We start from the raw sequence: 25789 nt of genomic DNA, 5'->3' as shown, positions 1-25789 counted from the left end.
ACCGGAAATTTCCGTTCAGGCTTTTTTTGCTGGATTAATTTTCGAGTTGTTCTGCACACTCCTGGCAGATCAATTCCCCATCGATATAGACGCCGTCCAAGAATCCGTCACGGCAATAGACATCTTTGCCGCAATTGCTGCAAGGGCCGATAAGCTCACGCATGCTGCAAGGCATTCGCGTGCACGTGCATCGCGTCTTTCAGGTAATTGGACAAGCCGTCGCCATGCTGGTCGATGGTCCGGGAGAAGCGGCTGTCGTTCGCATAAAGGTTGGCCAAGTTGCGGAACATGTTTGGCGTGCATTCATAGAAACGGTCAAGCAAATGGTAATAGGCGGCCATTTCCTCCTGGACTTCAGGTGCGTCGGCCGGCAGGTTCATGAGGCCGGCAACGGCGCTGTAGATGCGGTTCGCTTCACGATCGATTTCTTCGAGGTCTTCCGCTTCTTTTTCAGGTTTGGCTGCTTGGGGAGATGAAGCTTCAAGCATTGAAGTTTCATCCTTGATGTTTTCCAGGTCTCCCTTGACGGATACTTCGATTTCCGGTTTCTGGTACAGGTCGATGCGGTCAGGCGTATGGCGGATGGAGAATGCGGCAAAGCGCTGTTCATTGCTGAGGGGTTCTCCTGATGAAAACTCATTCTGTGTCATGCGGGCATTGTCGATCAATTGCTCGATGCGGAACTTTTTCTGTTCGAGCAACTCGATATGGCGCGCCATGGCATATTCCGCCTCATAGCCATTTTTTATGATTTCCTGGATTTTCTTCAACGAAAACCCAAGTTCCTTGAGAAACAGGATTTGCTGAAGCAATTTCAAGTCTTCATCGCTGTAATAGCGGTATCGGTTCGATCCTTTATTGCTCGGTTTCATTAAATCGATGCTGTCGTAATGGTGCAGTGTCCGTACACTGACACCTGCGATTCTTGCCACTTCTTGTACTTTGTACATTTCAATCACCTCTACTCTTGATTAGACTATGACGAATGGTCAGTGTCAACCGTTTCCGGGGAATTTTCCTGGAAAATGGCCGAATGTGCGCAGCTTGACAAACTAATCGGAGGAACTTGCGAAAGCATGTAGGAGTTTTTGGTTTTGTAGGGAATAGAGTAGATAGTGAAAGCGTTTACATTCATTGTGGAAAGGGGTAATTCGATGAAACTGACGAATTTTGTGAATGGGGAGTTCCTGCAGGAGGGGGGCGCCGAATTTGTGCCGGTCGTCAACCCGGCAACAGGGGAAGAGCTGGCAAGCGTGCAGCGTTCAACTGCCAAAAACGTGGAGGAAGCGGTAAAGGCAGCCAAGAAAGCCCAGAAAAAATGGGCGCTTGTCCCGGCACCGAAACGCGCGGATTATCTGTATGAAATCGGACGCTTGATGAAAGAGCGGAAAGAGCACTTAGCGTCGGTGCTGACAAAGGAAATGGGCAAAGTGATCGAAGAAGGGCGCGGTGAGGTTCAGGAAGGCATCGATATGGCGTTCTATATGGCGGGCGAGGGCAGAAGGTTGTTTGGCGAAACGACGCCTTCGGAACTGGCGGATAAATTTGCGATGAGTATCCGTGCGCCGATCGGTGTCGTCGGGCTCATCACCCCGTGGAATTTTCCGGTAGCGATCGCTACATGGAAATCGTTTCCGGCAATCGTGGCGGGTAACACCTTCATTTGGAAACCGGCAACGGAAACACCGATGATGGCTTATGAAATGGCTAAGATTTTCAAGGAAGCCGGCTTGCCGGATGGTGTCGCCAATATCGTTTTCGGTTCCGGTTCAGAAGTCGGGACGGCGATGATCGAACATCCCGATATCCGGGTCATTTCATTTACCGGATCGACCGATACAGGCCGCAAAGTTGCGGAACTCGGCGGTCGCCACTTGAAGAAAGTATCGCTTGAGATGGGTGGGAAAAATGCGGTCATCGTCATGGACGATGCGGATCTGGACCTGGCGGTGGACGGTATTTTGTGGAGTGCGTTCGGCACAGCCGGCCAGCGTTGCACGGCCTGCAGCCGTGTCATCGTGCACAAAGATGCGAAAGAGCAATTACAGCAGCGCCTGCTCGAAAAGATGGATAAATTGACGATCGGCGACGGCATGGACGAATCGGTCAAAATCGGCCCAGTCATCAATAAGAAAGCGCTGGAGAAAATCCATTCCTATATCGAAATCGGCAAGGGTGAAGGCGCAGAACTCGTCAAGGGCGGCGAAATTTTGACTGGCGGCCATTATGATCAAGGGAACTATTACGCACCGACATTGTTTGCAGGTGTCACGCCGGACATGCGTATTGCGCAGGAAGAAATTTTCGGCCCGGTTATTTCTTTGATTGAGGTCGCAAGTTTTGAAGAAGCGATTGAAGTGAATAACGGCGTCATTTACGGCTTGTCGAGTTCGATTTTCACGGCGGATGTCAACCGGGCATTCAAAGCGCAGCGCGACCTCGATACCGGCATCGTCTACATCAACGCAGGCACCACGGGGGCTGAAATCCATTTGCCGTTTGGCGGCACGAAAGGCACCGGCAATGGCCACCGCGATTCAGGCGTCGCGGCACTCGACGTCTTCACGGAATGGAAAAGCGTCTATGTGGATTTTAGCGGCAAATTGCAGCGTGCACAGATCGACAACGAAGCATAAAGGGGGCGGCGGAGATGAAATTTGCGGTACTCGGAGCTGGATTGATGGGAAAACAAGCAGCGCGTGATTTACTTCGCAACGAGCAGGTAGAGAAAGTGATTCTGGCGGACCGGACTACGGAAAAAGCGGAAGCGTTCCGCCGGCAATTGGGCGATTCCCGGCTGGAAATCGCCAAGATGGATGCCGGCCGTGACGACGAACTGAAGCAAGTCATCGCACAGGCGGATGTCGTGATCAATGCGCTATTCTATACATTTAATGAGAAAGTAGCGAAACTTGCGATTGAATGCGGTGTTCATTCGGTCGATCTCGGAGGGCATATCGGCGGTGCTACGGATAAGGTGCTCGCCATGCATGAGCAAGCGTCGAGCCAAGGCGTGACCATCATCCCCGACCTGGGCGTTGCGCCAGGAATGATCAATATTTTAACCGGCTATGGTGCGAGTCAATTGGACGAGGTCGAATCGATCCGGATTTATGTCGGGGGCATACCGCTCCATCCGGAACCGCCGCTCGAATACAAACACGTTTTCTCGCTCGAAGGCGTTTTCGACCATTACACCGACCCGTCGCATGTCATCCGCGGCGGTGAACTGGAAGAAGTCGAATCGTTATCGGAAATCGAGCCGATCGCATTTGAAGGCTTCGGCGAGTTGGAAGCGTTCCATACATCCGGCGGCACGTCGACTTTGACGAAAACGTTCCAGGATGTGGATTCGCTGGAATACAAAACGATCCGTTACCGGGGACACGCCGATAAGTTTCGCTTACTTGTCGAATTGGGCTTGACGGATCATGAAGGAAAAGTGACCGCAGGCGGGCATGAAGTGTCACTCCGCGAAGTATTGCTGAAAGTGCTCGAGCCGATTACGGAACTCGGTGACGAGAAAGATGCCGTGCTTTTGCGCGTGACGGTTTCCGGCGTGAAAGAGCAAGAGGAGTGCACATACCGATATGAAATGGTAACCATTCGCGATGAGTCAACCGGTGTGACGGCGATGGCGCAGGCCACGGCCTACAGCATTTCCGTGGTGGCGCAGATGATCGCCGATGGGCGCATCCAAAAACGCGGCGTCTATCCACCGGAACAGATTGTGCCGGGTGCTGAATACATCGCCGAAATGAAGAAGCGCGGCGTAAACATACACGAAACAGTGCAGCGGGCAACGCATCACAACTAGCAAGGAGGGAACAGCATGGATTTTGAACATAGCGAAGAACAAAAGATGCTGCGTAAAACCGTCCGGAAGTTTGTCGATGAAGAAATAATGCCACATATAAAAGACTGGGACATCAAGGGGAGTTTCCCGGAAGAAATCTGGCAGCGCCTGGCCGATCTCGGGCTTATGGGGGTATGCATTCCCGAAGTTTACGGCGGCAGCGGCATGGATTATAATTCGCTCGCGATCGTCTGCGAAGAACTGGAGCGCGGCGATACCACATTCCGCACGGCTGTTTCGGTGCATACCGGTTTGAATTCACTATCGCTTTTGCAATGGGGAACGGAAGAACAAAAACAGCAGTTTTTGATCCCACAGGCGAAAGGCGAAAAAATTGGCGCCTTCGGATTGACGGAGCCAGGAGCCGGCTCGGATGTGGCGGCACTTTCGACAACGGCCAAACGCGATGGGGACGATTACGTACTGAACGGGCAAAAAACTTGGATTTCACTCTGCGATCAAGCAGACCATTTCCTCATCTTCGCCTATACCGATAAGGAAAAAACGCATGGCGGCATTTCGGCATTTATCGTGGAACGTGGACGGGCAGGGTTTTCTTCCAAAGCCATCAAAGGAAAATACGGCATACGTGCCGGCAATACGGGTGAATTGTTCATGGAGGATGTGCGCATCCCGTCAAGCAACCGGCTCGGCGAAGAAGGCGAAGGGTTCAAGATTGCGATGGCGTCACTGGACAATGGCCGTTTCACGGTCGCTGCCGGCGCATGCGGCTTGATGATGGCCTGTCTGGAAGCATCCCTGGATTACTGCAAGACACGGACGACCTTCGGCAAGCCGATCGGTGAGCATCAACTGGTGCAACAGATGCTCGCCAATATGGAAGCAGGCTATCAGATGAGCCGCTTGCTTGTCTACCGGGCGGGTGAATTGAAGAACAACGGCAAGCGCAATACGCGTGAAACCTCGCTTGCAAAATGGCAGGCATGTGATTTTGCCAATAAAGCCGCAGACGATGCGGTCCAAATTCACGGTGCCTACGGTTATTCCGATGATTATCCCGTCGCCCGCTACTTGCGCAATTCCAAAGCGCCGGTCATCTATGAAGGCACCCGGGAGATCCATACGCTCATGCAGGCAGAGTATGTGCTCGGAAAGCGTCAGGACAAGGAATTGAATCGCATGTTGCCTGCCTGGCCATTCGGCTGATTGGTCTGTGCATAAAAAAAGAGCGGGCATGTCCCCGCCCGCTTGAACCACCGGATCACTCCGGTGGTTTTTCATGTGAAAATATCTTCTTCGTTCGGCACAAGCAAATTGAGCTTTCCCGGTTGGACACGAATCGAAGCTGGCGTCTTCATGTAGATTTCGCCGTCTGTATCGACATCCATCGAAGCCTCCGTATGGATCTCGATGTCCCGCCCTTGTAGATGGATGATATGCTCGAGATCTTCCGCAGTAAGGTCCGGTTTTGATAGGGAAAACCATTCGCGTATCGCGGCGAACGACGAGCTTTGGATGATGAATACATCCAAAAGCCCATCAGCCGGGTCGATGCTCTGCATCGGAAACAAATGGGTGCCGATGGATTTCCCGTTCATCGCTAATACCAACACGGCTTCTTCTTCATACGATTGGCCGTCGATCGACATGGATACCTTAAACGGCTCTGCCTGCCTCATCGTCTGCATCGCGCTCATGAAATAGCTGAGTTTGCCATAACGCTCCTTTAAGTCGGGGGCGATATTGAAGGAAGCGTCTGTAATCAGGCCGATGCCGGCAAAATTCAGGAACGTTCCTTCATTGAGAGTGGCCGTGTCGACTTGCTCCAGTTTCCCTTGGCTCAAGCTTCTTGCGGCTTCATCGAGGTATAAAGGGATATTCATCGTGCGCGCAAAATCGTTGCACGTCCCGCTCGGCAAGATTCCGAGAGGCGGCGGATTGTCGATTGTGCTGAGTGCGCGTGCCGCTAAATGGACTGTGCCGTCGCCGCCTGCGACAAATAATGCGTCTGCGCGTCCAGCGGCAGAGCGACAGGCCGATTCCATTTCTTCCGGGGAATCGGTCTTGATCAGTTCCAATGTCTTCGAAGCTGCGGCGAGTTGCGGTACGGCCAAGCCCATGACCGCATCAAGCGTGGACGCGCCTGCCTGTGCATTATACAATAATACGGAATGCGTGAATCCGGCCATGCGTAAGTCCTCCATTCTTCATCATTACTCAACCATTCCACTTATAGAGGGGCAGTAAACTCGCTGCGCAATTCAGTGAAAAGGAGTGCTCATATGACCAGGAAACTATATTACGAAGATGCTTATTTAAAGGAAACGACGGTACAAGTCACCGAGTCGGCAAATGATGGGCGCGGCCAGTATGTAGTGCTCGACCAGACCTGCTTTTATCCGGAAGGGGGAGGGCAGCCCGCAGACCAGGGAATGATTGGCACAGCCCCCGTACTGGATGTCCAAAACCAGGCCGGGGAGATCCGGCATTATCTGGACCGGCAGCTTGAGCCCGGCCGATATCAAGCAAAGCTGGATTGGCAGAAAAGATGGGAGCATATGCAGCAGCATGCGGGGCAGCACCTTTTAAGCGCTTTACTGGAAGATCGCCACGGCTACCGGACTACCAGTTTCCACCTCGGGCAAGAGCGGGTGTCGATCGATTTGCATAAGGCGTCAATCGACCGGGAAACCTTGCGGCAAGTGGAACTCGAAGCAAATCGGATCATTAGCCGCCATTTGCCGATCCGGACACGTTGGGTAAATGAAGATCAGCTCGCGCAATTGGATCTTCGTAAGCCGCCCGCAGTTAGTGGGGACATTCGCCTGGTGGAAATGGATGGCATCGATTTGAACGCATGCGGCGGCACCCATCCTGACAATACCGCGGGCATCGGGCTATTGAAAATCATTGGCACGGAAAAAGCGAAAGGCGGCACAAGGCTTTATTTCCTATGCGGTGAACGTGCGCTTGGACATTTCGGCAAGTTGAGCGACACGAGCGATGCATTGATCGGGAAGCTGAATGCCCCGCTCGCTGAACTGGTGCAGGCTGCAGATGTCCTGCTGTCAGAAAAGGCGGCAGCCGACAAGGAAATTATGGAATTGAAAAAACAGCTTCTGTTGGCAGAAGCCAAGACCTTGACACCCGAAAACGGCATGGCCATCCGGAATTTCGGCGACCGGCCAGTCAAGGAATTGCAGCAGCTGGCGCGCCTGGCCACTGAAGAACACCCCGCTGCCTGTATATTGTTCGCAGCACAGGCAGAAGGCCGTATCCGGTTTGTATGTGCCCGTGGCGCTGAATCTGCTGCCGACATGCGGGAGACCTTGAAGCGCTTGTTGGCTGAAACGGACGGCAAGGGAGGCGGGACACCTGCGCTTGCGCAAGGAGGCGGCAATACGGAAGAGCCATTCGAGCGCTTCCAGGAAATTTTCAACGAAATTCATGCATCTGGTTGAAAACAGCTTGTAACTTTTTCGAACCGTGAGAGGTCTAATGGATAAATGGCACGGGAAAGGTCGTGGTTTTCGTGAAATGGAGCAAAGCTTGGTGGATCGCAGCGATTCTTTTGGTGTTTTCCGGCACAGCATTTGCCTTGCTGACGGAAAATGTGGCAATCAGCGGTTCGTCCACAGCGTTATCGGAATCGGGATGGCGGGCGAACTTCTCAGCGCCGCTCGATATGGATGCAATCGAGAAAGGTGCCGTTTATCTTACGGATGCGGATGGCCAAAAGCTCGAGATGGATATGCAGTTGGCGAATGGCGGCCGGACACTTGAAGTTCCGGACATCGAAAGTGGGGATTATACGCTTCATGTCACCAAATCCGCTTTAGCCAGCAGCTTCCTGAAAACCCTGTCGACAAACCAGCTCGAGTTCACGATACAAGACGAAGTCCAGAATTTGGCCGGGAAAGAAGAGCTGCGTACTTATTTTACCCGCCTGCTCAAATTGCAAAAAGATAACCCGTTCTACAGAGGTTTCGGTGAAGGGGTCGATGAAGCGGAAGACAGCGCTTCAGGCGAATCGGGAGGAATGGGGGGCGGCGACCATTCGACGACCAATAACCAAGTCGAAGGCGTTGATGAAGGGGATATTGTGCAAACGGACGGCGATTATTTATATTCCATCAGTGAATCGCGCGTGATGATTTCCGACATCAGGGACCCTGGAAATATGGAACTTGCGGCAGCCCTGGAGTTCGACGGGGAAATGTATCCCGAAAGATTATTCCTATCGGGCGATACGCTTGCTGTCATTTCAAGCCGCTTTTCGCTCATGGGAACCGAAGCGGATGCGGAAATGGAAAGCTTCATGCCATACTCCGGCATCACGGTCGTCTCTCTCTACGATGTAGCTTCGCCTGGCAATCCTCAACTGATCCGTGAATTCGGCAACGAAGGTACATTCAATAATGCGAGGTTTTCGGGTGGCATCCTCCGTTATGTCAGCAACGTGTTCCCGAACTACTGGATATTGGAGGAGCAGCCGAATATGGAGCTGCGGCCAAGGCTGTTCGATTCCAAGGATGGCGGAGAGCTTGGACCCTTGCCATACGAAGACTTGACCATCCTGCCAGGAACGATGGAAGGAAGCTATAGCGTCATTGCCTCCATCAACCTGGATACGCCCGGTTCCAATGAAATTTCCACCAAAGGCTTTCTGGGCGGCAATGAGCAGCTTTACATGAACGAGCAGCATCTCTATTTGACTGCTTCCGCTTTCGAGACGGCTGAAGGGGAGTTTGAGGACACGGCACTTTGGGTACCGCAGCAAGCGGATACGGAAATCTTCAAATTCGGATTGGACGGCATCTCGGTGGAATTCATCGCTTCGGCCCGTGTCCAGGGAGCCTTGTTGAACCAGTTTTCCATGGATGAATTCGAAGGCCATTTCCGCTTGGCGACAACTGAAGGGGTTGCCTGGGCACCGGCTTCCGAACCGAAAAACCATTTATTCATTTTGGATGAACAATTGGAACAGGCCGGTTCAGTGGAAAACTTGGCGCCGGGTGAACGCATCTATTCGGTCCGCTTTATCGGCAGCAAAGCCTATATGGTGACTTTCCGGGAGACCGATCCGCTCTTTGCCATCGATGTTTCCGATCCGGCAGCCCCGGAAGTGCTCGGGGAATTAAAAATCCCTGGGTTTTCCAACTATTTGCATCCTCTCGATGAAAATCATTTGATCGGTTTCGGGTACGATACGAAAATCGAGCCGGTCAAGGGGGGAGGCGAGCCGCGCATCGTGACGGGCGGGATGAAACTCTCGCTGTTTGATGTCAGTGACATGGGTGATCCACAGGAAACAGATACGGAAATCATCGGCGGCCCGGGCACCTATTCGGCCTTGCAGTATGACCACAAAGCATTGTTCCGCCATGAACAAAAAAACTTGTTCGGGTTTCCGGTATCGATTTACGTAGGCGACGGCACGGAGTATATTGAATTCCAGGCCGAAGGGGCTCTGGTTTATTCTATTACGCCGCAAGGCATCGAGTTATCGGCAGATTTGACCGAACCGGCAAGCCAGCCTTACGAAGACTGGAATACCTCGGTCCAGCGGCTGGTCTATGCGAAAGATGCTTTATATACCGTAGCCAATGCGGAAATCACAAGTTATCATTTGGCGGATTTCGAAGCGCTCGGCACTTTGCCGCTGCAATGAAGACGATGGATAGGAGCGGATCCATTAATGGGGATCCGCTCTTCAGAGTGTTGAAGAAGTCTATTAGACGGTTATTAAATTAAAAGCTGACCATCTTTTTGACATTCAAAAATCAATGACCTGTTTAAGTATTTGGAGAAGTGTTTGCTCGTAAACCTTTCTGCTCAATAATGCTGCGCATTACTTCGCAAAGATAATGTCTCCCGTAGGTCGACCTTATCTTTCCTGCGGGAGCAGCGAAGCGACGGGTTTGAGAGACCCCGCAGGCAATGAATGAGCGAAGCTTAGCTGAGCACATTCATTTGCGACGCATCTGCTTGCAGATCTCTTTTGCGATGCCCGAACATAGTGAGGGTTGAGCAGATGTGGGAGCAACGGTTTTAGTGACGAGGAGGCTCGATTCCCGCCCCGCGGAAAGCGAGCAATAAGCTTCGGAAAATACGGCTTTTAACTATCTCGACAGCCTGAGGAGCGGATCTCTTAATGGGGATCCGCTCTTTATCGTCGGGAAGATGGCCGCGATTGAAAATGTGTGTTTGCACTGTCAGAAAGAGGGAATAAGAGAAATATTCTGATATCACTAAACGGGAGGGAAAGTCATGAAGGCAGTAACGTTCCAAGGGACAAAAGATATGCAAGTAAAAGAGGTAAAAGATCCGGAAATCCAAAAACGTGATGACATTATCGTGAAGATAACGTCCACTGCTATTTGCGGGACAGACCTGCACATTTATCAAGGGGCATTGCCCACGACGAAGGATACCGTCATCGGCCATGAACCGATGGGCATCGTAGAAGAAGTCGGGCCGGACGTCACGAAAGTGAAAAAGGGCGACCGCATCGTCCTTCCATTTAATGTGAGTTGCGGCCATTGTTTTTATTGTTCCAATGAAATGGAAAGCCAATGCGACAATTCAAACGGCAATCCCCATTTCGATACGGGCGCCTATTTCGGTTTGACAGAGCGCTATGGCGATTATTCAGGGGGGCAGGCTGAATATCTGCGTGTGCCATACGCCAATTTCATGCCATTGGTCATTCCGGAGTCTTCGGAGCTCGAAGATGAGCAGGTCCTTTTCCTGTCGGATGTACTGCCGACCGCTTGGTGGAGTGTCGAGAACGCGGGAGTCAAAGAAGGCGACACGGTCGTTGTTCTTGGTTGTGGGCCGATCGGGCTCATGACCCAGAAGTTTGCCTGGATGAAAGGGGCGGCGCGCGTCATTGCCGTCGATGAATTGCCATACCGGATGGAAAAAGCGAAAAAGATGAATAATGTGGAGATTGTTGACTTCAGTAAACACGACAACACAGGGGCGCTCATCCATGAAATCACCAAAGGCGGCGCGCGTGTCGTCATCGATTGCGTCGGGATGGACGGCAAGAAATCGACAGCGGAAGCCGTTCAACAAAAGCTGATGCTGCAAGGCGGGACGCTTAGCGCGATCGATATCGCGAAAGATGCCGTCAGTAAATTCGGGACCATCCAATTGACGGGCGTTTACGGATTGACTTATAACCAATTCCCGCTGGGCAACCTGTTCGAGCGCAACGTGACGATGAAGATGGGGCAAGCACCGGTCATCCATTTGATGCCAATGCTTTTCGACAAAATCGAAAGAGGCGAATTCGACCCGCGTGAAATCATCTCCCACATCGTGCCGCTCGAACAAGCGAGCGAAGCTTACCGGATATTCAACGACCACGAAGACGAATGTACGAAAGTCATTTTGAAACCATAAACGTGCCGACGAAACGCTCCGGTTACCGGAGCGTTTTAATTTTGCCTTGCCTGCGGTATGATGGTACAGAAGAAAAAAGGGGGGAGACCGGATGGCCGAAATATCGGAAGTCAGAAGAGAACTTGCGCTGGATTGTTTTCTGTTGGCCGGAAAAGTCATGATGGAAAGCGGAGCGGAGACCTACCGGGTGGAAGATACGATGATCCGGATGGCAGTTTCGCAAAATATGATGGATTCCCATTGCTTTGTGACTCCGGCAGGCATCATGTTTTCCCCGAGCAATGACTTGCCGACACGCTTTGTCCGCATCCATGGCCGGCGCACCGATCTCGAACGGGTAGCGCGTGTCAATGCCGTATCGAGGCGACTTGTTGCGGGGCAGCTGACATTGCAGCAGGCATATGATGAAATGACGGAAATCGAAAAAACCCATTATTTATTCCCTTTATGGCTGCAAGTACTGGCAGCTGCAGCCGCCAGTGCCTGCTTCCTGATTTTGATGGGCGGTGGCTGGGCAGATATCCCATTCGCTTTCCTGATCGGGGGCATCGGATTTTATATTGTGGAAATGGTACTCGTGAAAACGAGAGTCAAATTTTTCGCCGAATTCATTGGAGCGGTCGCCATCGGTACTTTAGCGGTACTTGCGGTATATAGCGGTTTCGGAAACGATCCCGATACGATCATCATCGGCTCGGTCATGCCGCTTGTTCCCGGCTTGTTAATCACTAATGCCGTACGCGACATGATGGCCGGCCATTTTGTGTCCGGGCTGTCGATGGGTGCAGAGGCTTTTCTGACGGCATTCGCTATCGGAGCCGGCATAGCCATCGTATTGTCATTTTAAGGAGGAGATCGAATGAACTGGCCTTTGGAGGCGTTTCTAAGTTTTTTCGCTGCCGGCGCATTCGGCATCATTTTTAATATTCCCAGGAAAACGCTTATCAGTTGCGGCCTTGTCGGGATGAGCGGCTGGCTGTTCTACCGGGGTTATTTTCTCGCGTTTGACGACCCGATCCAAGCGACATTCATCGGTGCTTTTATTGTCGCGATTGTTGCGCACATCTTGGCGAAGATCTTTAAAATGCCGATGATCATTTTCAGTGTCGCCGGCATCATCCCGCTCGTTCCCGGAAGCCGGGCATACAATGCGATGCGCAATATCGTGGAAAACGATTATGCCGAAGCGGTCGACTTTGCAGTGCAGGCATTGATGATTTCAGGCGCCATCGCCATGGGGCTGGTGTTTGCCGAAGTGCTCATGCAATTGTATTTCAAGTACCAAGCTAGGCGTACGCAGAAAAAAATGGGTTTTACCCAGGAATAATCCATAACGAACAGGCACCCTCATTTGTGGGCAGCCTGTTTTTTGTTGAGATCTGTTATTCGAAAATCCGAACACGATAAAAAACCCCAGACCGCGGAATTTCCGCAACCTGGGGTAGAGAGATTATTTTATCCATTTTTCGAGTTCCTGGGCGTTCATCGGGTGACTGATGATGTAGCCCTGGATGCTGTTGCACTCCATTGCCCGAAGCAATTCGAGCTGTTCGTTCGTTTCGACGCCTTCTGCAGTCACTTGGAAGTCGAGCGACTTGCCGAACTGGATCATGCCGTTGATCATTTTCTGCATTTTTTCCTGTTTCGTAATCGACTGGATGATGGTCCGATCGATTTTCAATGAGGAAATCGGCAATAGCAGCATATAACGGAAAGAAGCATAGCCTGTCCCGAAATCATCGAGCGCAAATTGTACGCCTTGCTGGTTCAGGCGGTTCATCTGCTGCATGATCGGGCGTTCGGCTTCCGCCTCAAGCGCAAACTTCTCGGTGATCTCGATCATGAGTGATTGGGGATCGCAATTATTCGTTTTCATTTGCTCGATCAACATGCTGGCCATGTCCTTATCGCGGAATTCGCGGATGGAGGAGTTGATGCTGATACGTAAATTGATGCCTTTCGCTTTCCAATCCTTCAGCTGCGCACAGGCAGTCTCCAGGACAAAGCTGCCGATTTCATGGATCATGCCATTTTCTTCCGCGATCGGAATGAGTTCATCAGGCGTCACGACACCGATTTCGTCATCATTCCAGCGGACGAGCGCTTCCACGCTTTCTACGCTGCCGGTAGAGAGGTTAACTTGCGGCTGGTACAGCAATTGCAGGTTTTTCCGGTCCAGTGCATGGACAAGCCGTTTTTCGATGAGCGCTTTCCGGTTCAGGCGTTCATGGTCGTCTGCCGTCAAAGTGGAAATGGCGCTGCCGCCGCGTTCCTTGACTTTCTTGATCGTGGCATAGGAAGCCTTGATCAAATGGACGAAGCTTTGCTGGTCTTCCGGATATTTCGTGATGGCGCCGCTGACGGTCAAGGGAACGGCCGTGCCGCCGATATAGATCGGATGCTGCTGCAGGTATGGCAGGAAGCCTTCAATGAACCAGTTCGGCAATGGCGTGATCAACGCGAATTCATGAAGCCCGGCACGCGTGATCAATGAATCCGAGAAATACATGCGCAGGCGTTTCGTGAACTCGATGAGCAACTCATTTTCGGTATCCGTATCCGATACATCGCGCAAGGTATAGAAGCGGTCGATGTCAAGGAACAGGAAGGAGAAATGGCGTCCTTCCTTTATATGTTCAGCGACGGCTTGTTCCAGGCGGTGGCGATTCTCAAGCCCGGTAATCGGGTCGATGAACGCGATTTCCTCCAGGTGCTTCTGTGCGTGCTTCGTTTCGGTGATGTCTTTTTCGAGGAAAATATAGTATGCATCCTCCTCCGATAATTGCATCGGGATCGCTGTCAGGTCGACCCAATAAGTATCGCCGTCTTTTGTCGCTTTTTTCGCTTCGCCGTTCCAGACTTGCCCGTCTTTCAAGCTTTCCAGGATCGAATCGACAAACTCCAGGTCTTCTTCGCTATCGTGGAACATTTGCCATACAGGTTTGCCGAGCACGCGTTTCGGGGTCCATTTGCTGAGTTTCAGGAAATGGGGGTTCGCGTAGGTGACGAGGAACTCCTGGTCGAAATAAGTCATCATGAATGAATCATCCAGCCCATGGCGCAGGTGGCTCAATTCCCTTGCTGCTGAGCCGGCGCTTGCCTGATCATCGATTTCATAGATGGTCAGGAGAAAACGTTCGCCATGCGATGTGAACGCTTTCGTGACAACTGTGGAATAGCTTTGGCCGCCGCTGCCAAGACCGATTTCCATATTTTCGAACCGCACCGGGTCCGTGCTTTCCAATAGCATTTCCCAAGGCTGCTTATGGAATGCGGCTTGTTCGGGGTTCATATAGGAAAAGGGTTGGCCCATAGCCGTTTCTGTATTTAGTTGAAAGATGCGTTCGGCATGCCCGTTGAACCAAGTGACGAGTCCTTCTTGATCGAAAATGATGATAGGGAAGGGAATATGGTTATATGCTAGGGTTTGTGCCAAGAAATCCTGCTTTTCACTCATTAACTGACGCTCCTTAACCGTTTTGTACTTTCATTATAAAGAAGAAAAGGTCTTTCGTCACCACTTTACAAAAATATAACACGGGAATTTTAGCACAGATATTACACTATCCTTTTTAAGGCTCTCATGAGAGAATAGGCATGATTCGATTGAAAATTGAGGGAAACGACCAGTTTGTCCCGATTTCTAATGGATTCAAAGAGAAAAGGAGCTATAATAGGCCAATTCGTCACGGGTTGGTTTTTTCATATGGAAGGAGTGCTGGCGAATGGAACGGTTAAAAGGAGTATCCATGATACTGATAGGGGCGATGCTTTGGGGTGCGACCGGGCCTCTCATGGAATGGACGCTCGACGTCTACCCGATCACGGTGCCGTTTTTGCTGACCATCCGGCTTATTGTCGCCGGCATCGTGCTGTTGCTATTTTTGAAAATGAAAAAAGTGCAGGTGACATCGATTTTCCGGCAAAAGATATGGACACGCCCCCTATTGATTTTTTCAGTGGCCGGCATGCTCGGCGTCCAGTACAGCTTCGTCGCAGCCATCGATACGAGCAATGCCGTCTTTGCGACCTTGATGCAATTTTTGGCGCCGGTCTATGTCATCGTCTTCATTTCCCTGCGCCTCCGCAAATGGCCGCCCGTCTATCAGGTGCTCGGCATGCTCGGGACGCTTGCCGGGTTGTTCTTGTTATTGACGAACGGCCGCCTGGATTCACTGGTCATCAGCGGAGAAGCCTTGTTCTGGGGTGTCCTTGTGGGATTGGCGTTCACCTTCTATACGCTTTATCCTGCCAGGCTGATGCAGGAATGGGGCGTTTTGCTCGTCGTCGGCTGGTCTATGCTGTTCGGTGGCATCTTCCTTGGGCTCATCAACCCGATTTTCCTGTCGGATGAGTGGGGGCTGTTGGCAGATCCGACACTTATTTTGGCGATCATCGCGATCATCCTGATCGGCACGATGGCATTTGTGCTATTCCTGAGCAGCATGCGCTTCATTTCGCCTGTGGAGACGAGCATCCTATCGGCGATGGAGCCATTGACGGCGATGGTCATCTCGCTCGTCTGGTTCGGCCATTTTCTATCCCCCTTGCAGATCGGTGGGGCCTTGCTAATGCTGGTATTCGTCACATGGCTATCGTTCGCCGGCAATAAAAAGCCTGTCAAAGACAACTCGTGAGTAAAGGCAAGCAGCAGCAGCATCATGCTGCTGCTTGCCTTTCTCGGTCTGGAATACGAAAATATTCGTTCTGATACATGACAGAAAAAGGGATATCCCTACCTGATATCTGAAAATTATGGCATACTGGTTTTAACGAAAGTTCGAGTTTCGAAATGTTCAGGAGGCACCCTTATGAAAACTGTCTTTTCCTATACTAAACCCTATTCATTGCTTATCGGCGTCGCCTTATTCCTGATGCTTTTGGAGCTGGCGGTCGAGCTCTTGCAGCCGCTGGTCATTGCGAGCATCATCGATGACGGCATTGTGGCGGGGGACCAGGACACGGTCACCCGGCTTGGCCTTGTGCTCATCGGCCTGTCGTTGATCGCGTTTCTGTCCGGCGTGGTCAATTCGTATTTCGCTTCCCACGTATCCCATAGCTTTTCGTTCGATGTCAGGCGCGAAGTCTATGGGCGCGTCCAGTCGTTCTCGCTCGCGATGTTCAATAAGTTTCCGGCATCAGGGCTCATCACGAGGCTGACGAGTGATGTCCAGCTGATCCAGCAAGTACTTTATATGAGTTTGCGCATCATGCTGCGAGCGCCCTTGCTAGTGGTCGGCAGTATGGTCATGGCATTCGTCGTCAATGCGCAATTGGCGATTTATTTAATCGTTGTCTTTCCGGTTTTATTGGCGTTTTTATACTTCATGGTGAGAAAAGGCGTCGTCTATTTCAGTTTTGTCCAACAGCGGCTTGATAAGGTCAACCGCATGGTGCAGGAAAACCTGCAGGCGGTACGGCTGATCAAAGCCTATTTGCGCGGCAAATATGAAGCGAACCGCTTTTCGGAAGTAGCTGGCGCGCTCAAGACCGATACGGTCAAAGCGTTCCGCATCATGGAAGTCATTTTGCCGATCTTGCTTTTCGGCATGAACATCTCGCTGCTTGCCGTCGTTTGGTTCGGGGCGTTCGAGATCCAGTCCGGCGACGCGCAGATCGGTGAACTGGTCGCTATCGTCAATTATGCGATGCGCATGACCGGGGCCTTTTCGATGTTCTCATTCATCATCATGGCCTTCGCGCGCGCCAAGGCTTCCTCTGACCGCATCGAAGAGATTCTGCTGGCGGATGACGGCGGCGAGGAAGTGCAAGGAGCGATGGCGCCGGTCGAGGAAGGAGCCATCCGTTTGGATGATGTTTCCTTCACGTATCCGGGCACGTCGAGAAAAGTGCTCCAAAATATCAGCTTCGAGCTGGCGCCGCGCGAAAAACTGGCCATCATGGGCGCCACGGGCTCGGGCAAGACTTCATTGCTGCAATTGATCCCGAGATTCTACGAGGCGACGGAAGGAACCGTATACGTGCACGGCCGCGATGTCCGGGAGTGGGACTTGCAGGAGCTGCGCAAATCGATCGGGCTTGTGCCACAGCAATCGATGCTCTTCACCGGCAGCATTTCCGACAACCTGTCGTGGGGCAAAGAGCAGGCGGAACTCCCTGAACTGACAGGAGCGGCAGAGAAAGCGCAAATTGACGAGACGGTGAGGCGCTTCCCGAAAGGCTATGAAACGCGCGTCGGCCAAAAAGGCGTCAATTTATCGGGCGGCCAAAAGCAGCGGCTGTCGATCGCCCGGGCATTGGTCCGCAAACCATCGATTTTGATTCTCGATGACAGTACGAGCGCGCTTGACGTGAAGACCGAATCTGCACTGTGGGCAGAGCTCGACAAAGAGCAGGCGACGACACTGCTCGTGACGCAGAAAGTACGGACGGCGATGCGCGCTGACCGGATCCTGTTGTTGGAAGATGGCGTCGCATCAGCTTATGGCACACATGATGAACTGCTGGAAATGTCTTCTCTGTATCGTGAAATCGCACAGTCCCAGCAAGCGGAGGAGGTGGATGAATATGTTTGACGCAATTCGCCGGCCGTTCGGCTATGAGCCGGTATTGACGAAGGAAGATCTAAAGAAGTCACCGGATAAAAAGAATGAACGCGCAAAAAACTGGAAATCCACTTTGCTGCGGATCTGGAAGCTGGTGGATGAACAGCGCATGCTATTGATCGCGGTCCTTGCACTTGTGTTCGTCAGCTCTGCGATGGCATTGCTCGGGCCGTTCTTGATCGGTTATATCATCGACACGTATATCGTGCCGGGGGCATTCGAGGGGATGGGCTTGATCATCGGCTGGCTTATTGTGGTCTATGTGCTCCATTCGGTTTCCCTGTACTTGCAGAACTACTGGATGGTAGGCATCGCCCAGCAAGTCATCTATCAAATGCGTGCGGGGCTGTTCGGCCATTTGCAGCGCTTGCCGGTATCGTTTTTCGACAAGCGCCAGCACGGTGAATTGATGAGCCGGGTGACCAACGATATCGAAAACGTGTCATCGACGCTCAACACTTCGTTCATTCAAGTGTTCTCGAGCGTTTTGACACTGGTCGGGACTGCGGCGGTGATGGTCACGCTCAGCCCGATTCTCACGGTGCTGACATTCATCATCATCCCGCTTATGTACTGGTCGATTCGCTGGATCACGAAACGTACAGGCCGTTTGTACAAAGAACAGCAAAAGGCTGTCGGGGACCTGAACGGCATGATCGAAGAAACCATTTCAGGGCAAAAGATCATCAAAGCCTTTTCCCAGGAAGACCGTGTCATGGATGAGTTCCTCGCCAAGAGTGAACGCCTCCGCCGTACCGGTTTCTGGGCTTGGACATACGCCGGGTTCATTCCGAAAGTGATGAACTTCCTGAACAACGGCAGTTTCGCGCTTGTTGCAGGCATCGGAGGATTGCTGGCTTTGAACGGCTCGGTCACGATCGGCGTTATCGTCATTTTCACCGAGTATTCCCGCCAGTTTACGCGGCCGTTGAACGATTTGGCAAACCAGTTCAATACCGTGCTCTCGGCAATCGCGGGGGCTGAACGCGTATTCGCCATCATGGACGAAGCGGAAGAAGCGGACGATACGAAGAAGAACGCCGATAAACGGCTCGAAGGAAAAGTCGAATTCGATCATGTCTCCTTCAAATATGAAGGCGCGGATGAAGAATGGACCATCCGGGATCTCAGCTTTACGGTGGAAACCGGGCAGACGGCTGCTTTCGTCGGCGCGACAGGCGCCGGCAAAACGACAGTCATGCAGCTTTTGGCCAGATTTTACGATGTCGACGAAGGGGAGATCCGCATCGATGGAACGCCAATCGGCGCGATGCCTCGCGAAACCTTGCGCAAGCAGATCGCTTTCGTCTTGCAGGACCCGTTCCTATTCGAAGCTACGGTCAGCGATAACATCCGTTACGGCAAGCTCGATGCAACAGACGAAGAAGTGGTGGAAGCGGCCAAGAAAGCCAATGCCCATGACTTCATCTCCAAACTGCCGGAAGGCTACGACACGGTGCTTTCCGGCGATGGTTCGATGATCAGCCAAGGGCAGAAGCAGCTGCTGTCGATCGCCCGTGCGCTGATCGCCGACCCGGTCATTTTGCTGCTCGATGAGGCGACAAGTTCGATCGACACCGTGACGGAACTGAAAATCCAGGAAGCGCTCGAGAGGCTCATGGAAGGGCGCACGAGTTTCGTCATCGCCCACCGTTTGAATACGGTGAGGAAAGCGGACTTCGTCTATGTCATGGAGCTCGGCAAATTGGCCGAATCCGGCAGCCAGGGCGAATTGCTGGAAAAAGGCGGTTTGTATGCCACCATGTTGGCAGATGCCAAATTATGAGGAAACTGAAGCAAAAGCCGGGCCGATCCCGGCTTTTGCTTTTTTTTATGCAATGGTGAGGGCGGGGAGGAATCTTAATTTCGGGAATCAGGTGGCGGCAGGCGCTTTTGGCGGTTATGATAAGAAGAAAAGGAAGGCGGGATGGAAATGGAATTGTCCCTGTCGATTGCATCGTTTCCGCTGGATGCGGAAACTGCAGGGGAAATGGAGCGGCTGATTGACGGCGAACCGGAAGAATGCCAGACATTGCTGCTGAAGGAATTATGGCAAAAACCATTTGCGAAAGGATTTGCGGTGCTCGCCTATACCGTTAGCGGGGAGTTGGTAGGTTGTGCTGCGGCAGCGGATTTGGTCGGCGTACATCATTACGAATGGTCGGCGTTTGTCGCGCCGGATTATCGCCGGCTTGGGCTGGCAACCGCCCTGGCCGATGGGGTGCAGCATTCACTCGAACAGCGCGGGGCGGAAAGCGAATTGGCGGCTTTTGCTGAAAGTGAAGCAGCGGATGCCTGGCTGAATGCACTTGGCTATAGCTGTTCTTTCCAGGAGCTGCAGTTTGAAGCTCAACCGCTTTCTGTGTACCCATTAGCCGATACGGTCGAAATCTTTCCATATGAAGAGAAGTATTTAGATGAACTGGCGGATCTTTTGCGTGCGGCATTCGATGAATCCGTCCTTCCCGTTCTTGAACATAATTTGGAAGACCCGGAGCGCCAGGTCTATTTGATGCAGCAAGGCGGCAAATTGGTGGCGACGGCTACCATAAGCAATGAAGACGGGGCGTTATGGCTGACGGCGCTCGCAGTGTCGCCGGATGCCCAGCGTTCAGGCTTTGGGCAGGCCTTCCTGAAATGGGCGCGGCATTTGGCGCACCAGAAAAATTTGGGCCGTGTTCTGGTCGAAGTGGAGACCGAAAATCCGTCCTGGCCGGTTTACGGGAAGGCAGGATTTACAAAGGTATCGACTATTTCATATTGGCAACGCCGGTGAATGAAAAACTGCCCGGCTGGAGAGCGGGGCAGTCAAGTTTTAGCGTTTATTGATTTGTTTGTTCGTAGTTTTTATCGGAACCTCCTGCATAGTCTACTTCAATTTCGATTTTCTTGAAACCGGGATCGATACCGAAAGCTTCTACGACTTGGCTGATGACTTCATCATCCGGCGTGTCGGGGCTTATGTTCAGCTGGGACAGGCCTTGTTCCATTTCATTGAACGCTTCGTCACCTGTCAGGTCAACACCGTCGATTTTGTTCTCATATTCGGCCTCGACCTGGCCGCGTTCTTCTTCGTAGCTAAAGTCCAGTGCGTCGTCCTGGTCAGGCATATCGACCTCAACGGACAGGTCGGTAAAACCGTAAGTTTGGCCGTCCGAAGTCACTGCAGTGTCCCCGCTTGGGGAAGCGTCTTCAGCCGATTCCCCTTCCGGTGCTGTTTCTTCAGGTGCATCATCTGTGACAGGCTGCGTCACTTCCTCGTCATCTCCACATGCCGCCAAGAAGAGTGTAGCGGACATGATGAGCGCAGGGAAGACCAATTTTTTGTTGTTTGCCATAATAGATAAACTCCCTTTCGGTTTTAAGTATCTACATTTCTATTCCCTGAATTATGGAAGATAAGCAATGAAATATGTAAAAAATATTGCATAATAGCAAGTGAGAGCAGAGCCGAGCACAAGCAGAGTTTGAATGGAGCCATTCAAATGGATAAATACCAAAATGGGCAAAACATTGCCGCTGCCACCGAACAGAACATCCGCACCGATTTCAAGGAAAGCATGACCTATGGCGATTACCTGCATCTCGACAAGCTCTTGACTGCACAGGACGGCGTCAGCGGGCATCACGATGAATCGCTTTTCATCATCATCCATCAAGTATCCGAATTATGGATGAAGCTGATTTTGCATGAGCTGTCGGCGGCCATCCGCCACATCGAGGCAGACGATCTGCAGCCGGCGTTCAAGCAATTGGCACGCGTATCGCGCATCCAATCGCAGATTATCCAGGGCTGGGATGTATTGTCGACTTTGACACCTGCTGAATATTTGGAGTTCCGGGATGAGCTCGGCAATGCGAGCGGCTTCCAATCCTACCAGTACCGCATGATCGAATTCGCGCTTGGATACAAAACGAAGCATGTCTTGAGCATTTATGAAAAAGACCCGGTCTTGCACGAGCAGCTGACAGAAGCTTTCCACGCCCCGGGCTTGTATGATGCCGCCATCCAGAAACTGGCGCGCAGCGGATTTAAAATTGACGACAGCGTGCTATCCCGCGATGTCAGCACCGTGTATGAACCGAATGACAGCGTGCGGGAAGCGTGGAAGGAAATTTACCGCAATGTCGATGAACACTGGGAGCTGTATCAATTGGCGGAGAAGTTGGTGGATATCGAAGATTGGCTGCAGCAATGGCGTTTCCGCCACATGAAGACGGTCGAACGAATTATCGGCTTCAAACAAGGGACAGGCGGATCGTCCGGCGTCAATTATTTGAAAAAAGTATTGGATCAATATTTCTTTCCGGAACTTTGGCAAATCCGGACAGATGTCTAACGGCGGGAGGCAGGTTTATGGAGATTTTTGCACATCGCGGAAGTTCGGGCACGCATCCTGAAAACACATTGCCTGCGTTTAGGGAAGCGGCGGCGTTGCCGGTTCACGGGGTGGAACTGGACATCCATTTATCGAAGGATGGGGAGCTTGTCGTCATCCACGATGAAAAAGTGAACCGCACCACCAATGGCAAAGGCTATGTAAAAGACATGTCGCTTGCTGAACTGAAACAACTGGATGCCGGGAGCTGGAAAGCGGCAGAGTGGGCCGGGGCCACGATCCCGACATTGGCAGAAGTTTTCGGCGTGTTCAAAGATACCGGCCACATACTGAATGTGGAACTGAAAACGGATATTTTCCCGTATGCGGGGGCGTTGGAAAAAGTGGCCAGGCTTGCAGCTGGACAGGGAATGGAAAAACGGCTCGTCATCTCCTCATTCAACCACCAGGACGTGCAGCAGGCGATCCATCACCAGCAGTTGCCGGGAGCGATCCTGGCTTCCAATATTTTGGTGGATATCGCCGCTTATGCTGGGACGGTCGGGACGAAACGGCTTCACCTCTCCTTGCCCTATGCGCTTCGCCATGGGGCCGAATTGATCGGAAAAGGCTGTGAGGTCTATGTGTATACGGTCAACCGGCTGGACTATGCAGGGCAATTGCAGCAGCTCGGCGCTTCCGGCATCTTCACCGATTATCCCGAAAAAATGCTGATGGAATTGAAATGAAGCGAGTTGTATTGAGTACATGGCTGCTTGCAACACTGACCTTAGGATTCACCGGAACTGCAGACTGGCCGCTCGTTGCAGGGCTAGTCCTGCTGCCTGCCTTTTCGATCGGCAAGCCATGGTATTCGGGCTTCACGAAGAAAATAGCTGAACATAAATAGAAAACCGCCTGCTGGATGTCGGATCGACATCCAGCAGGCGGTTATTTGTTTTGGGTGGAATTACCACTTCGCGTAATGCTCTTCTACAGATCCCAATAATTGATGGATCTTCAACTTCTTGCCGTCTGCATAGCGGACATAGCCGTTGTAATAGCCGAACAATTGATGGACTTCCGATTTCACAAGGCGTGCATCCGATTTTGACACGCGTTCATAAAATGGCGTGAACGTCAATTTGACGTCATCGCTCAGTTTCGTATGGATGAGCCACGGTTTCTTGAAATTTTCTGCATCGTAGCGGAAAATGACATCTTCACTGATTTTGGTCATACGGCCATTGACAAAAAAGGCGTTTTCCGTCATGCCCGTGCCATCTGTCCATTTGCCGCCGAGATTCAAGCCGATGACTTTGCCGAGCGAGCGTTGGGAGGCCATTCCCCAATTCCATACCGCTTCGCGCGGCCATACGCCCCTGCCGAAGTCCAATACCGAAAAGCTATCCAATTCGTCGAAATCGTAGCGTTTCGGCCCGATCTGCACCGTTCCCGCCGTCGGCAAGGCGTGATGCTTTGCGGTGAACTGGAAAGTTTGGCGGTTCCATGGAATTACGACATTCAACGATTCCAAGTCTTCCGGATGGGCAATCGTGAGTGAGGCGTGCAATTTTTCGCCATCGAAATCGGGCACGGTTACTGCCAGTCGCGTCTTGCCTTCATCGTAGATGGAATGGATAGAGAGCTCCGAATGGTAGAACAGCGAGTTGCCCAATACACTTTCCGACAAGAGCAGGCTTCTCGAATAGGGCACCATGACCGTCTTCTCGAAAAAACGCTGCGTTTCATAATTAAGGAAATAGACAAAGCAGACAGCTGCATAATCCAAATGGCAAATGGTCGCGGAGAAAACGATTTCGTCACCGAATACACACCAATAATTCCACTTTTTCTTGCGCAGGAAATTGCCTTTCAAATTGCTTTCGACTATGGGCTTCTTGGCATATCCGATGGCGCTTGGATTCAATTGGCCTTTGGCATCACATAATTTAACGTATTCTGTCAGTTCCCGTTCAATATGTTGCATCGAATCCACCTCGCTGTCTTCATATGCCCTTATTGTATCAATAAACCCCAGATTTTCCCGGAAAAATGCTTTGAAGTGGAACTAAAGACTGGCATTTTCTTATGCATTCGCAGGCGGCCTTCTCCACATGAACGCCAAAGTGCCTTCTCCGGCATGGACAGCCAATGACGAACTCAAGTTGCCGACCAGTACTTTCGCTTCAGGCGCGAACTTCAAAAGTTCTGCCTTCAATTCCTCGGCCTGTTCAGGGATATGGCCGTGCATGATCTGGAAATAGTCGATGCCGTATTGTTCGTGGTCTGCCTTGGCGCGATCAAGCAGATAAGAGAGCGCTTTCTTATGGGAACGCACTTTGTCGATCGGCTCCAGCTCACCTTTCTCGGTGATTTGGACAATTGGCTTGATTTTCAGGACGCTGCCGATATAATATTGCGCGCCGCTCATCCGGCCGCCTTTATACAATTGGCTTAGATTGCCGATCAGGATGAAATTGCGGAAGTTTGTGGTTTCCTGTTCAAGGCGCTTGGTGATTTCCTCGGCGGAAAGCCCTTCGCCCTGGAGTTCCAATCCGCGTTCAAGAAGCCCGGACAGCCCATATGACAAAGCTAGTGAATCGACGGTATAGACCTTGAACTCCGTCATTTCCGCACCGGTCATGGAGGAGGCGATCGTGCCGCTTAATTTGGCGGAGGCGTGGACAGCGATGGCGCATTCATATTCCTCTTTCAGCTTTTCGTAAAGTTCCGCAAATTTCCCTGCAGAAGGCTGTGAAGTTTTCGGGAAATCCTTTGAGCTTTTCATGCGTGCGTATAATTCATCGTTTGAGAGGTCGATGCCGTCATCGATGAATTCTTCCGAGCCGAAATGGATATTCAGCGGGACGATATAGACATCGGGGTGCGATTTGAATTGTTCTGTGACGTATCCGGTTGTATCCATGATCCATGCAATTGGCTTTTTCATCGTAAAACCCCTATCTATCGAGTATTTTGAATAATAAAACTATAACACGGATAATAAATTGGTCCTAGCTTTCTTGAATAAAAATCTCCGAGAGCGGGACATTCAGGCTTTGTTTGAAGGAAAACGTGTCTCCATTGAAACTTTAATATTCGCTTTGTGGCGAATTACAATAATAATAATGGCAACAAACAGCGGCCAGACAACAGATTGAACTTGAAACGCAAAAGCAACGGCGAAAAATGCGCTGAATCCAGCAAGCATCGATAGAGTGGCACTTTTCAGCCACGGATAAAAAGCGAATGACAACACAAGCATCGCCAAGAATAAATCTGGCGTCAGCCAGAAAGTGACACCGGCAAAAGTCGAGATGCCTTTCCCGCCACGGCCTTTTCGCCATACGGGATAAATATGGCCGACGACTGAAAGCAATCCGGCAACTGCCACGGACAATAATGAAAACCCGCCCCAAAGCCCTGCCCACACAACGAGCGAACCTTTCAGGAAATCGCCGAGAAAGACCAGTAAGGAAGCCCTTCGGCCGAGTACGAGCCATGCATTGCGGGCACCCGGGTTGCCGCTTCCTGAAGAAGTGATATCTATGCCTTTCCATTTTCCTAACAACAGGGCAGTCAAAACAGTGCCAAGCAAATATGCGCCAATCCAATACAAAATAACCATCGAAACCCTCCGGTAAATGAATGCAATTCCATATAAAATAAGAGCC

23 protein-coding genes are annotated in these 25789 nt (G+C 51.6%); 15 read left to right on the top strand and 8 right to left on the bottom strand.

Features of this window, described 5'->3' with window-relative positions; all coding sequences use genetic code 11:
* Window positions 1-34 precede the first annotated feature (34 nt).
* Both BBI15_RS16745 and BBI15_RS13300 read right to left on the bottom strand, forming a co-directional pair.
* A complete protein-coding gene (locus tag BBI15_RS16745) occupies window positions 35-163 on the bottom strand; it encodes a hypothetical protein (protein WP_257785639.1) in 129 nt (42 codons plus the stop codon).
* Complete coding sequence (locus BBI15_RS13300) at window positions 156-950, bottom strand: MerR family transcriptional regulator (RefSeq protein WP_068870229.1); 795 nt, start codon at window positions 948-950, stop codon at window positions 156-158. Before BBI15_RS13300 ends, BBI15_RS16745 begins: the two co-directional genes overlap by 8 nt.
* Before the next feature lie 204 nt (window positions 951-1154).
* Here BBI15_RS13300 and BBI15_RS13295 point away from each other — a divergent pair, with 204 nt between their 5' ends.
* The 3 genes from BBI15_RS13295 to BBI15_RS13285 are packed head-to-tail and all read left to right on the top strand — an operon-like array spanning window position 1155 to window position 5023.
* A complete protein-coding gene (locus tag BBI15_RS13295; protein ID WP_068870227.1) occupies window positions 1155-2636 on the top strand; it encodes an aldehyde dehydrogenase family protein in 1482 nt (493 codons plus the stop codon).
* Between the two features lie 14 nt (window positions 2637-2650).
* Window positions 2651-3817, top strand: coding sequence for a saccharopine dehydrogenase family protein (locus tag BBI15_RS13290; protein ID WP_068870225.1), 1167 nt, complete (start codon window positions 2651-2653; stop codon window positions 3815-3817).
* A 15-nt stretch (window positions 3818-3832) separates the two neighbouring features.
* The gene (locus BBI15_RS13285; protein WP_068870224.1) at window positions 3833-5023 is read left to right on the top strand and encodes an acyl-CoA dehydrogenase family protein; all 1191 of its coding nucleotides are present in this window, start codon (window positions 3833-3835) and stop codon (window positions 5021-5023) included.
* A gap of 71 nt (window positions 5024-5094) precedes the next feature.
* Here BBI15_RS13285 and BBI15_RS13280 read toward each other — a convergent pair whose 3' ends face one another.
* Complete coding sequence (locus tag BBI15_RS13280) at window positions 5095-6006, bottom strand: diacylglycerol/lipid kinase family protein (RefSeq protein ID WP_068870222.1); 912 nt, start codon at window positions 6004-6006, stop codon at window positions 5095-5097.
* A 75-nt stretch (window positions 6007-6081) separates the two neighbouring features.
* Between BBI15_RS13280 and BBI15_RS13275 the strand changes: the two genes are divergently transcribed.
* The 5 genes from BBI15_RS13275 to BBI15_RS13255 all read left to right on the top strand — a co-directional run bounded on the left by BBI15_RS13275 (window position 6082) and on the right by BBI15_RS13255 (window position 12554).
* Window positions 6082-7278, top strand: a complete 1197-nt coding sequence (locus tag BBI15_RS13275; RefSeq protein ID WP_257785638.1) for an alanyl-tRNA editing protein — start codon at window positions 6082-6084, stop codon at window positions 7276-7278.
* 71 nt (window positions 7279-7349) lie between these two features.
* Window positions 7350-9488: a beta-propeller domain-containing protein gene (locus BBI15_RS13270; protein ID WP_068872599.1), complete on the top strand. Its 2139-nt coding sequence runs from the start codon at window positions 7350-7352 to the stop codon at window positions 9486-9488.
* 599 nt (window positions 9489-10087) lie between these two features.
* Window positions 10088-11227, top strand: a complete 1140-nt coding sequence (locus BBI15_RS13265) for a zinc-dependent alcohol dehydrogenase (protein ID WP_068870218.1) — start codon at window positions 10088-10090, stop codon at window positions 11225-11227.
* Window positions 11228-11318: 91 nt separating this feature from the next.
* Window positions 11319-12074, top strand: coding sequence for a threonine/serine exporter family protein (locus BBI15_RS13260; protein ID WP_068870217.1), 756 nt, complete (start codon window positions 11319-11321; stop codon window positions 12072-12074).
* Window positions 12075-12086: 12 nt separating this feature from the next.
* A complete protein-coding gene (locus BBI15_RS13255; RefSeq protein WP_068870215.1) occupies window positions 12087-12554 on the top strand; it encodes a threonine/serine exporter family protein in 468 nt (155 codons plus the stop codon).
* Between the two features lie 123 nt (window positions 12555-12677).
* Here BBI15_RS13255 and BBI15_RS13250 read toward each other — a convergent pair whose 3' ends face one another.
* Window positions 12678-14684, bottom strand: a complete 2007-nt coding sequence (locus BBI15_RS13250; protein ID WP_068870214.1) for a sensor domain-containing protein — start codon at window positions 14682-14684, stop codon at window positions 12678-12680.
* A 268-nt stretch (window positions 14685-14952) separates the two neighbouring features.
* Here BBI15_RS13250 and BBI15_RS13245 point away from each other — a divergent pair, with 268 nt between their 5' ends.
* The 4 genes from BBI15_RS13245 to BBI15_RS13230 all read left to right on the top strand — a co-directional run bounded on the left by BBI15_RS13245 (window position 14953) and on the right by BBI15_RS13230 (window position 20569).
* Complete coding sequence (locus BBI15_RS13245; RefSeq protein WP_068870212.1) at window positions 14953-15864, top strand: DMT family transporter; 912 nt, start codon at window positions 14953-14955, stop codon at window positions 15862-15864.
* Window positions 15865-16038: 174 nt separating this feature from the next.
* Window positions 16039-17763 (top strand): ABC transporter ATP-binding protein, encoded by a 1725-nt coding sequence (locus BBI15_RS13240; RefSeq protein ID WP_068870210.1) that lies wholly within the window; start codon window positions 16039-16041, stop codon window positions 17761-17763.
* Window positions 17756-19579 (top strand): ABC transporter ATP-binding protein, encoded by a 1824-nt coding sequence (locus tag BBI15_RS13235; protein WP_157101668.1) that lies wholly within the window; start codon window positions 17756-17758, stop codon window positions 19577-19579. Before BBI15_RS13240 ends, BBI15_RS13235 begins: the two co-directional genes overlap by 8 nt.
* Window positions 19580-19720: 141 nt before the next feature.
* Window positions 19721-20569 carry a GNAT family N-acetyltransferase gene (locus BBI15_RS13230; RefSeq protein ID WP_237150870.1) on the top strand — a complete coding sequence of 283 codons (849 nt, stop codon included), beginning with the start codon at window positions 19721-19723 and terminating at the stop codon, window positions 20567-20569.
* A gap of 46 nt (window positions 20570-20615) precedes the next feature.
* Here the strand turns inward: BBI15_RS13230 and BBI15_RS13225 are convergent, their stop codons facing one another.
* Window positions 20616-21131, bottom strand: a complete 516-nt coding sequence (locus BBI15_RS13225; RefSeq protein ID WP_068870206.1) for a YusW family protein — start codon at window positions 21129-21131, stop codon at window positions 20616-20618.
* A 147-nt stretch (window positions 21132-21278) separates the two neighbouring features.
* Here BBI15_RS13225 and kynA point away from each other — a divergent pair, with 147 nt between their 5' ends.
* From kynA to BBI15_RS16455, 3 genes are read left to right on the top strand one after another with little or no spacing between them, the layout of a single operon-like run.
* Window positions 21279-22133 (top strand): tryptophan 2,3-dioxygenase, encoded by an 855-nt coding sequence (gene kynA / locus BBI15_RS13220; RefSeq protein WP_068870204.1) that lies wholly within the window; start codon window positions 21279-21281, stop codon window positions 22131-22133.
* A 17-nt stretch (window positions 22134-22150) separates the two neighbouring features.
* Window positions 22151-22861, top strand: coding sequence for a glycerophosphodiester phosphodiesterase family protein (locus BBI15_RS13215; protein WP_068870202.1), 711 nt, complete (start codon window positions 22151-22153; stop codon window positions 22859-22861).
* The gene (locus tag BBI15_RS16455; protein WP_157101667.1) at window positions 22858-23022 is read left to right on the top strand and encodes a hypothetical protein; all 165 of its coding nucleotides are present in this window, start codon (window positions 22858-22860) and stop codon (window positions 23020-23022) included. The genes BBI15_RS13215 and BBI15_RS16455 overlap by 4 nt, the downstream gene beginning before the upstream one ends.
* 60 nt (window positions 23023-23082) lie before the next feature.
* Here the strand turns inward: BBI15_RS16455 and BBI15_RS13210 are convergent, their stop codons facing one another.
* From BBI15_RS13210 to BBI15_RS13200, 3 genes are all read right to left on the bottom strand, one after another.
* Window positions 23083-24102: a DUF2804 domain-containing protein gene (locus BBI15_RS13210; RefSeq protein WP_068870200.1), complete on the bottom strand. Its 1020-nt coding sequence runs from the start codon at window positions 24100-24102 to the stop codon at window positions 23083-23085.
* A gap of 99 nt (window positions 24103-24201) precedes the next feature.
* A complete protein-coding gene (locus BBI15_RS13205) occupies window positions 24202-25065 on the bottom strand; it encodes a DegV family protein (protein ID WP_068870197.1) in 864 nt (287 codons plus the stop codon).
* A gap of 102 nt (window positions 25066-25167) precedes the next feature.
* Window positions 25168-25743 (bottom strand): glycerol-3-phosphate acyltransferase, encoded by a 576-nt coding sequence (locus tag BBI15_RS13200; protein WP_084632899.1) that lies wholly within the window; start codon window positions 25741-25743, stop codon window positions 25168-25170.
* Window positions 25744-25789: the final 46 nt, after the last annotated feature.

This window comes from Planococcus plakortidis (genome assembly GCF_001687605.2).
Classification (GTDB): domain Bacteria; phylum Bacillota; class Bacilli; order Bacillales_A; family Planococcaceae; genus Planococcus; species Planococcus plakortidis.
The sequence above is the reverse complement of the archived record's forward strand: the minus strand, read 5'-3'. Positions and strand labels throughout refer to the sequence as shown.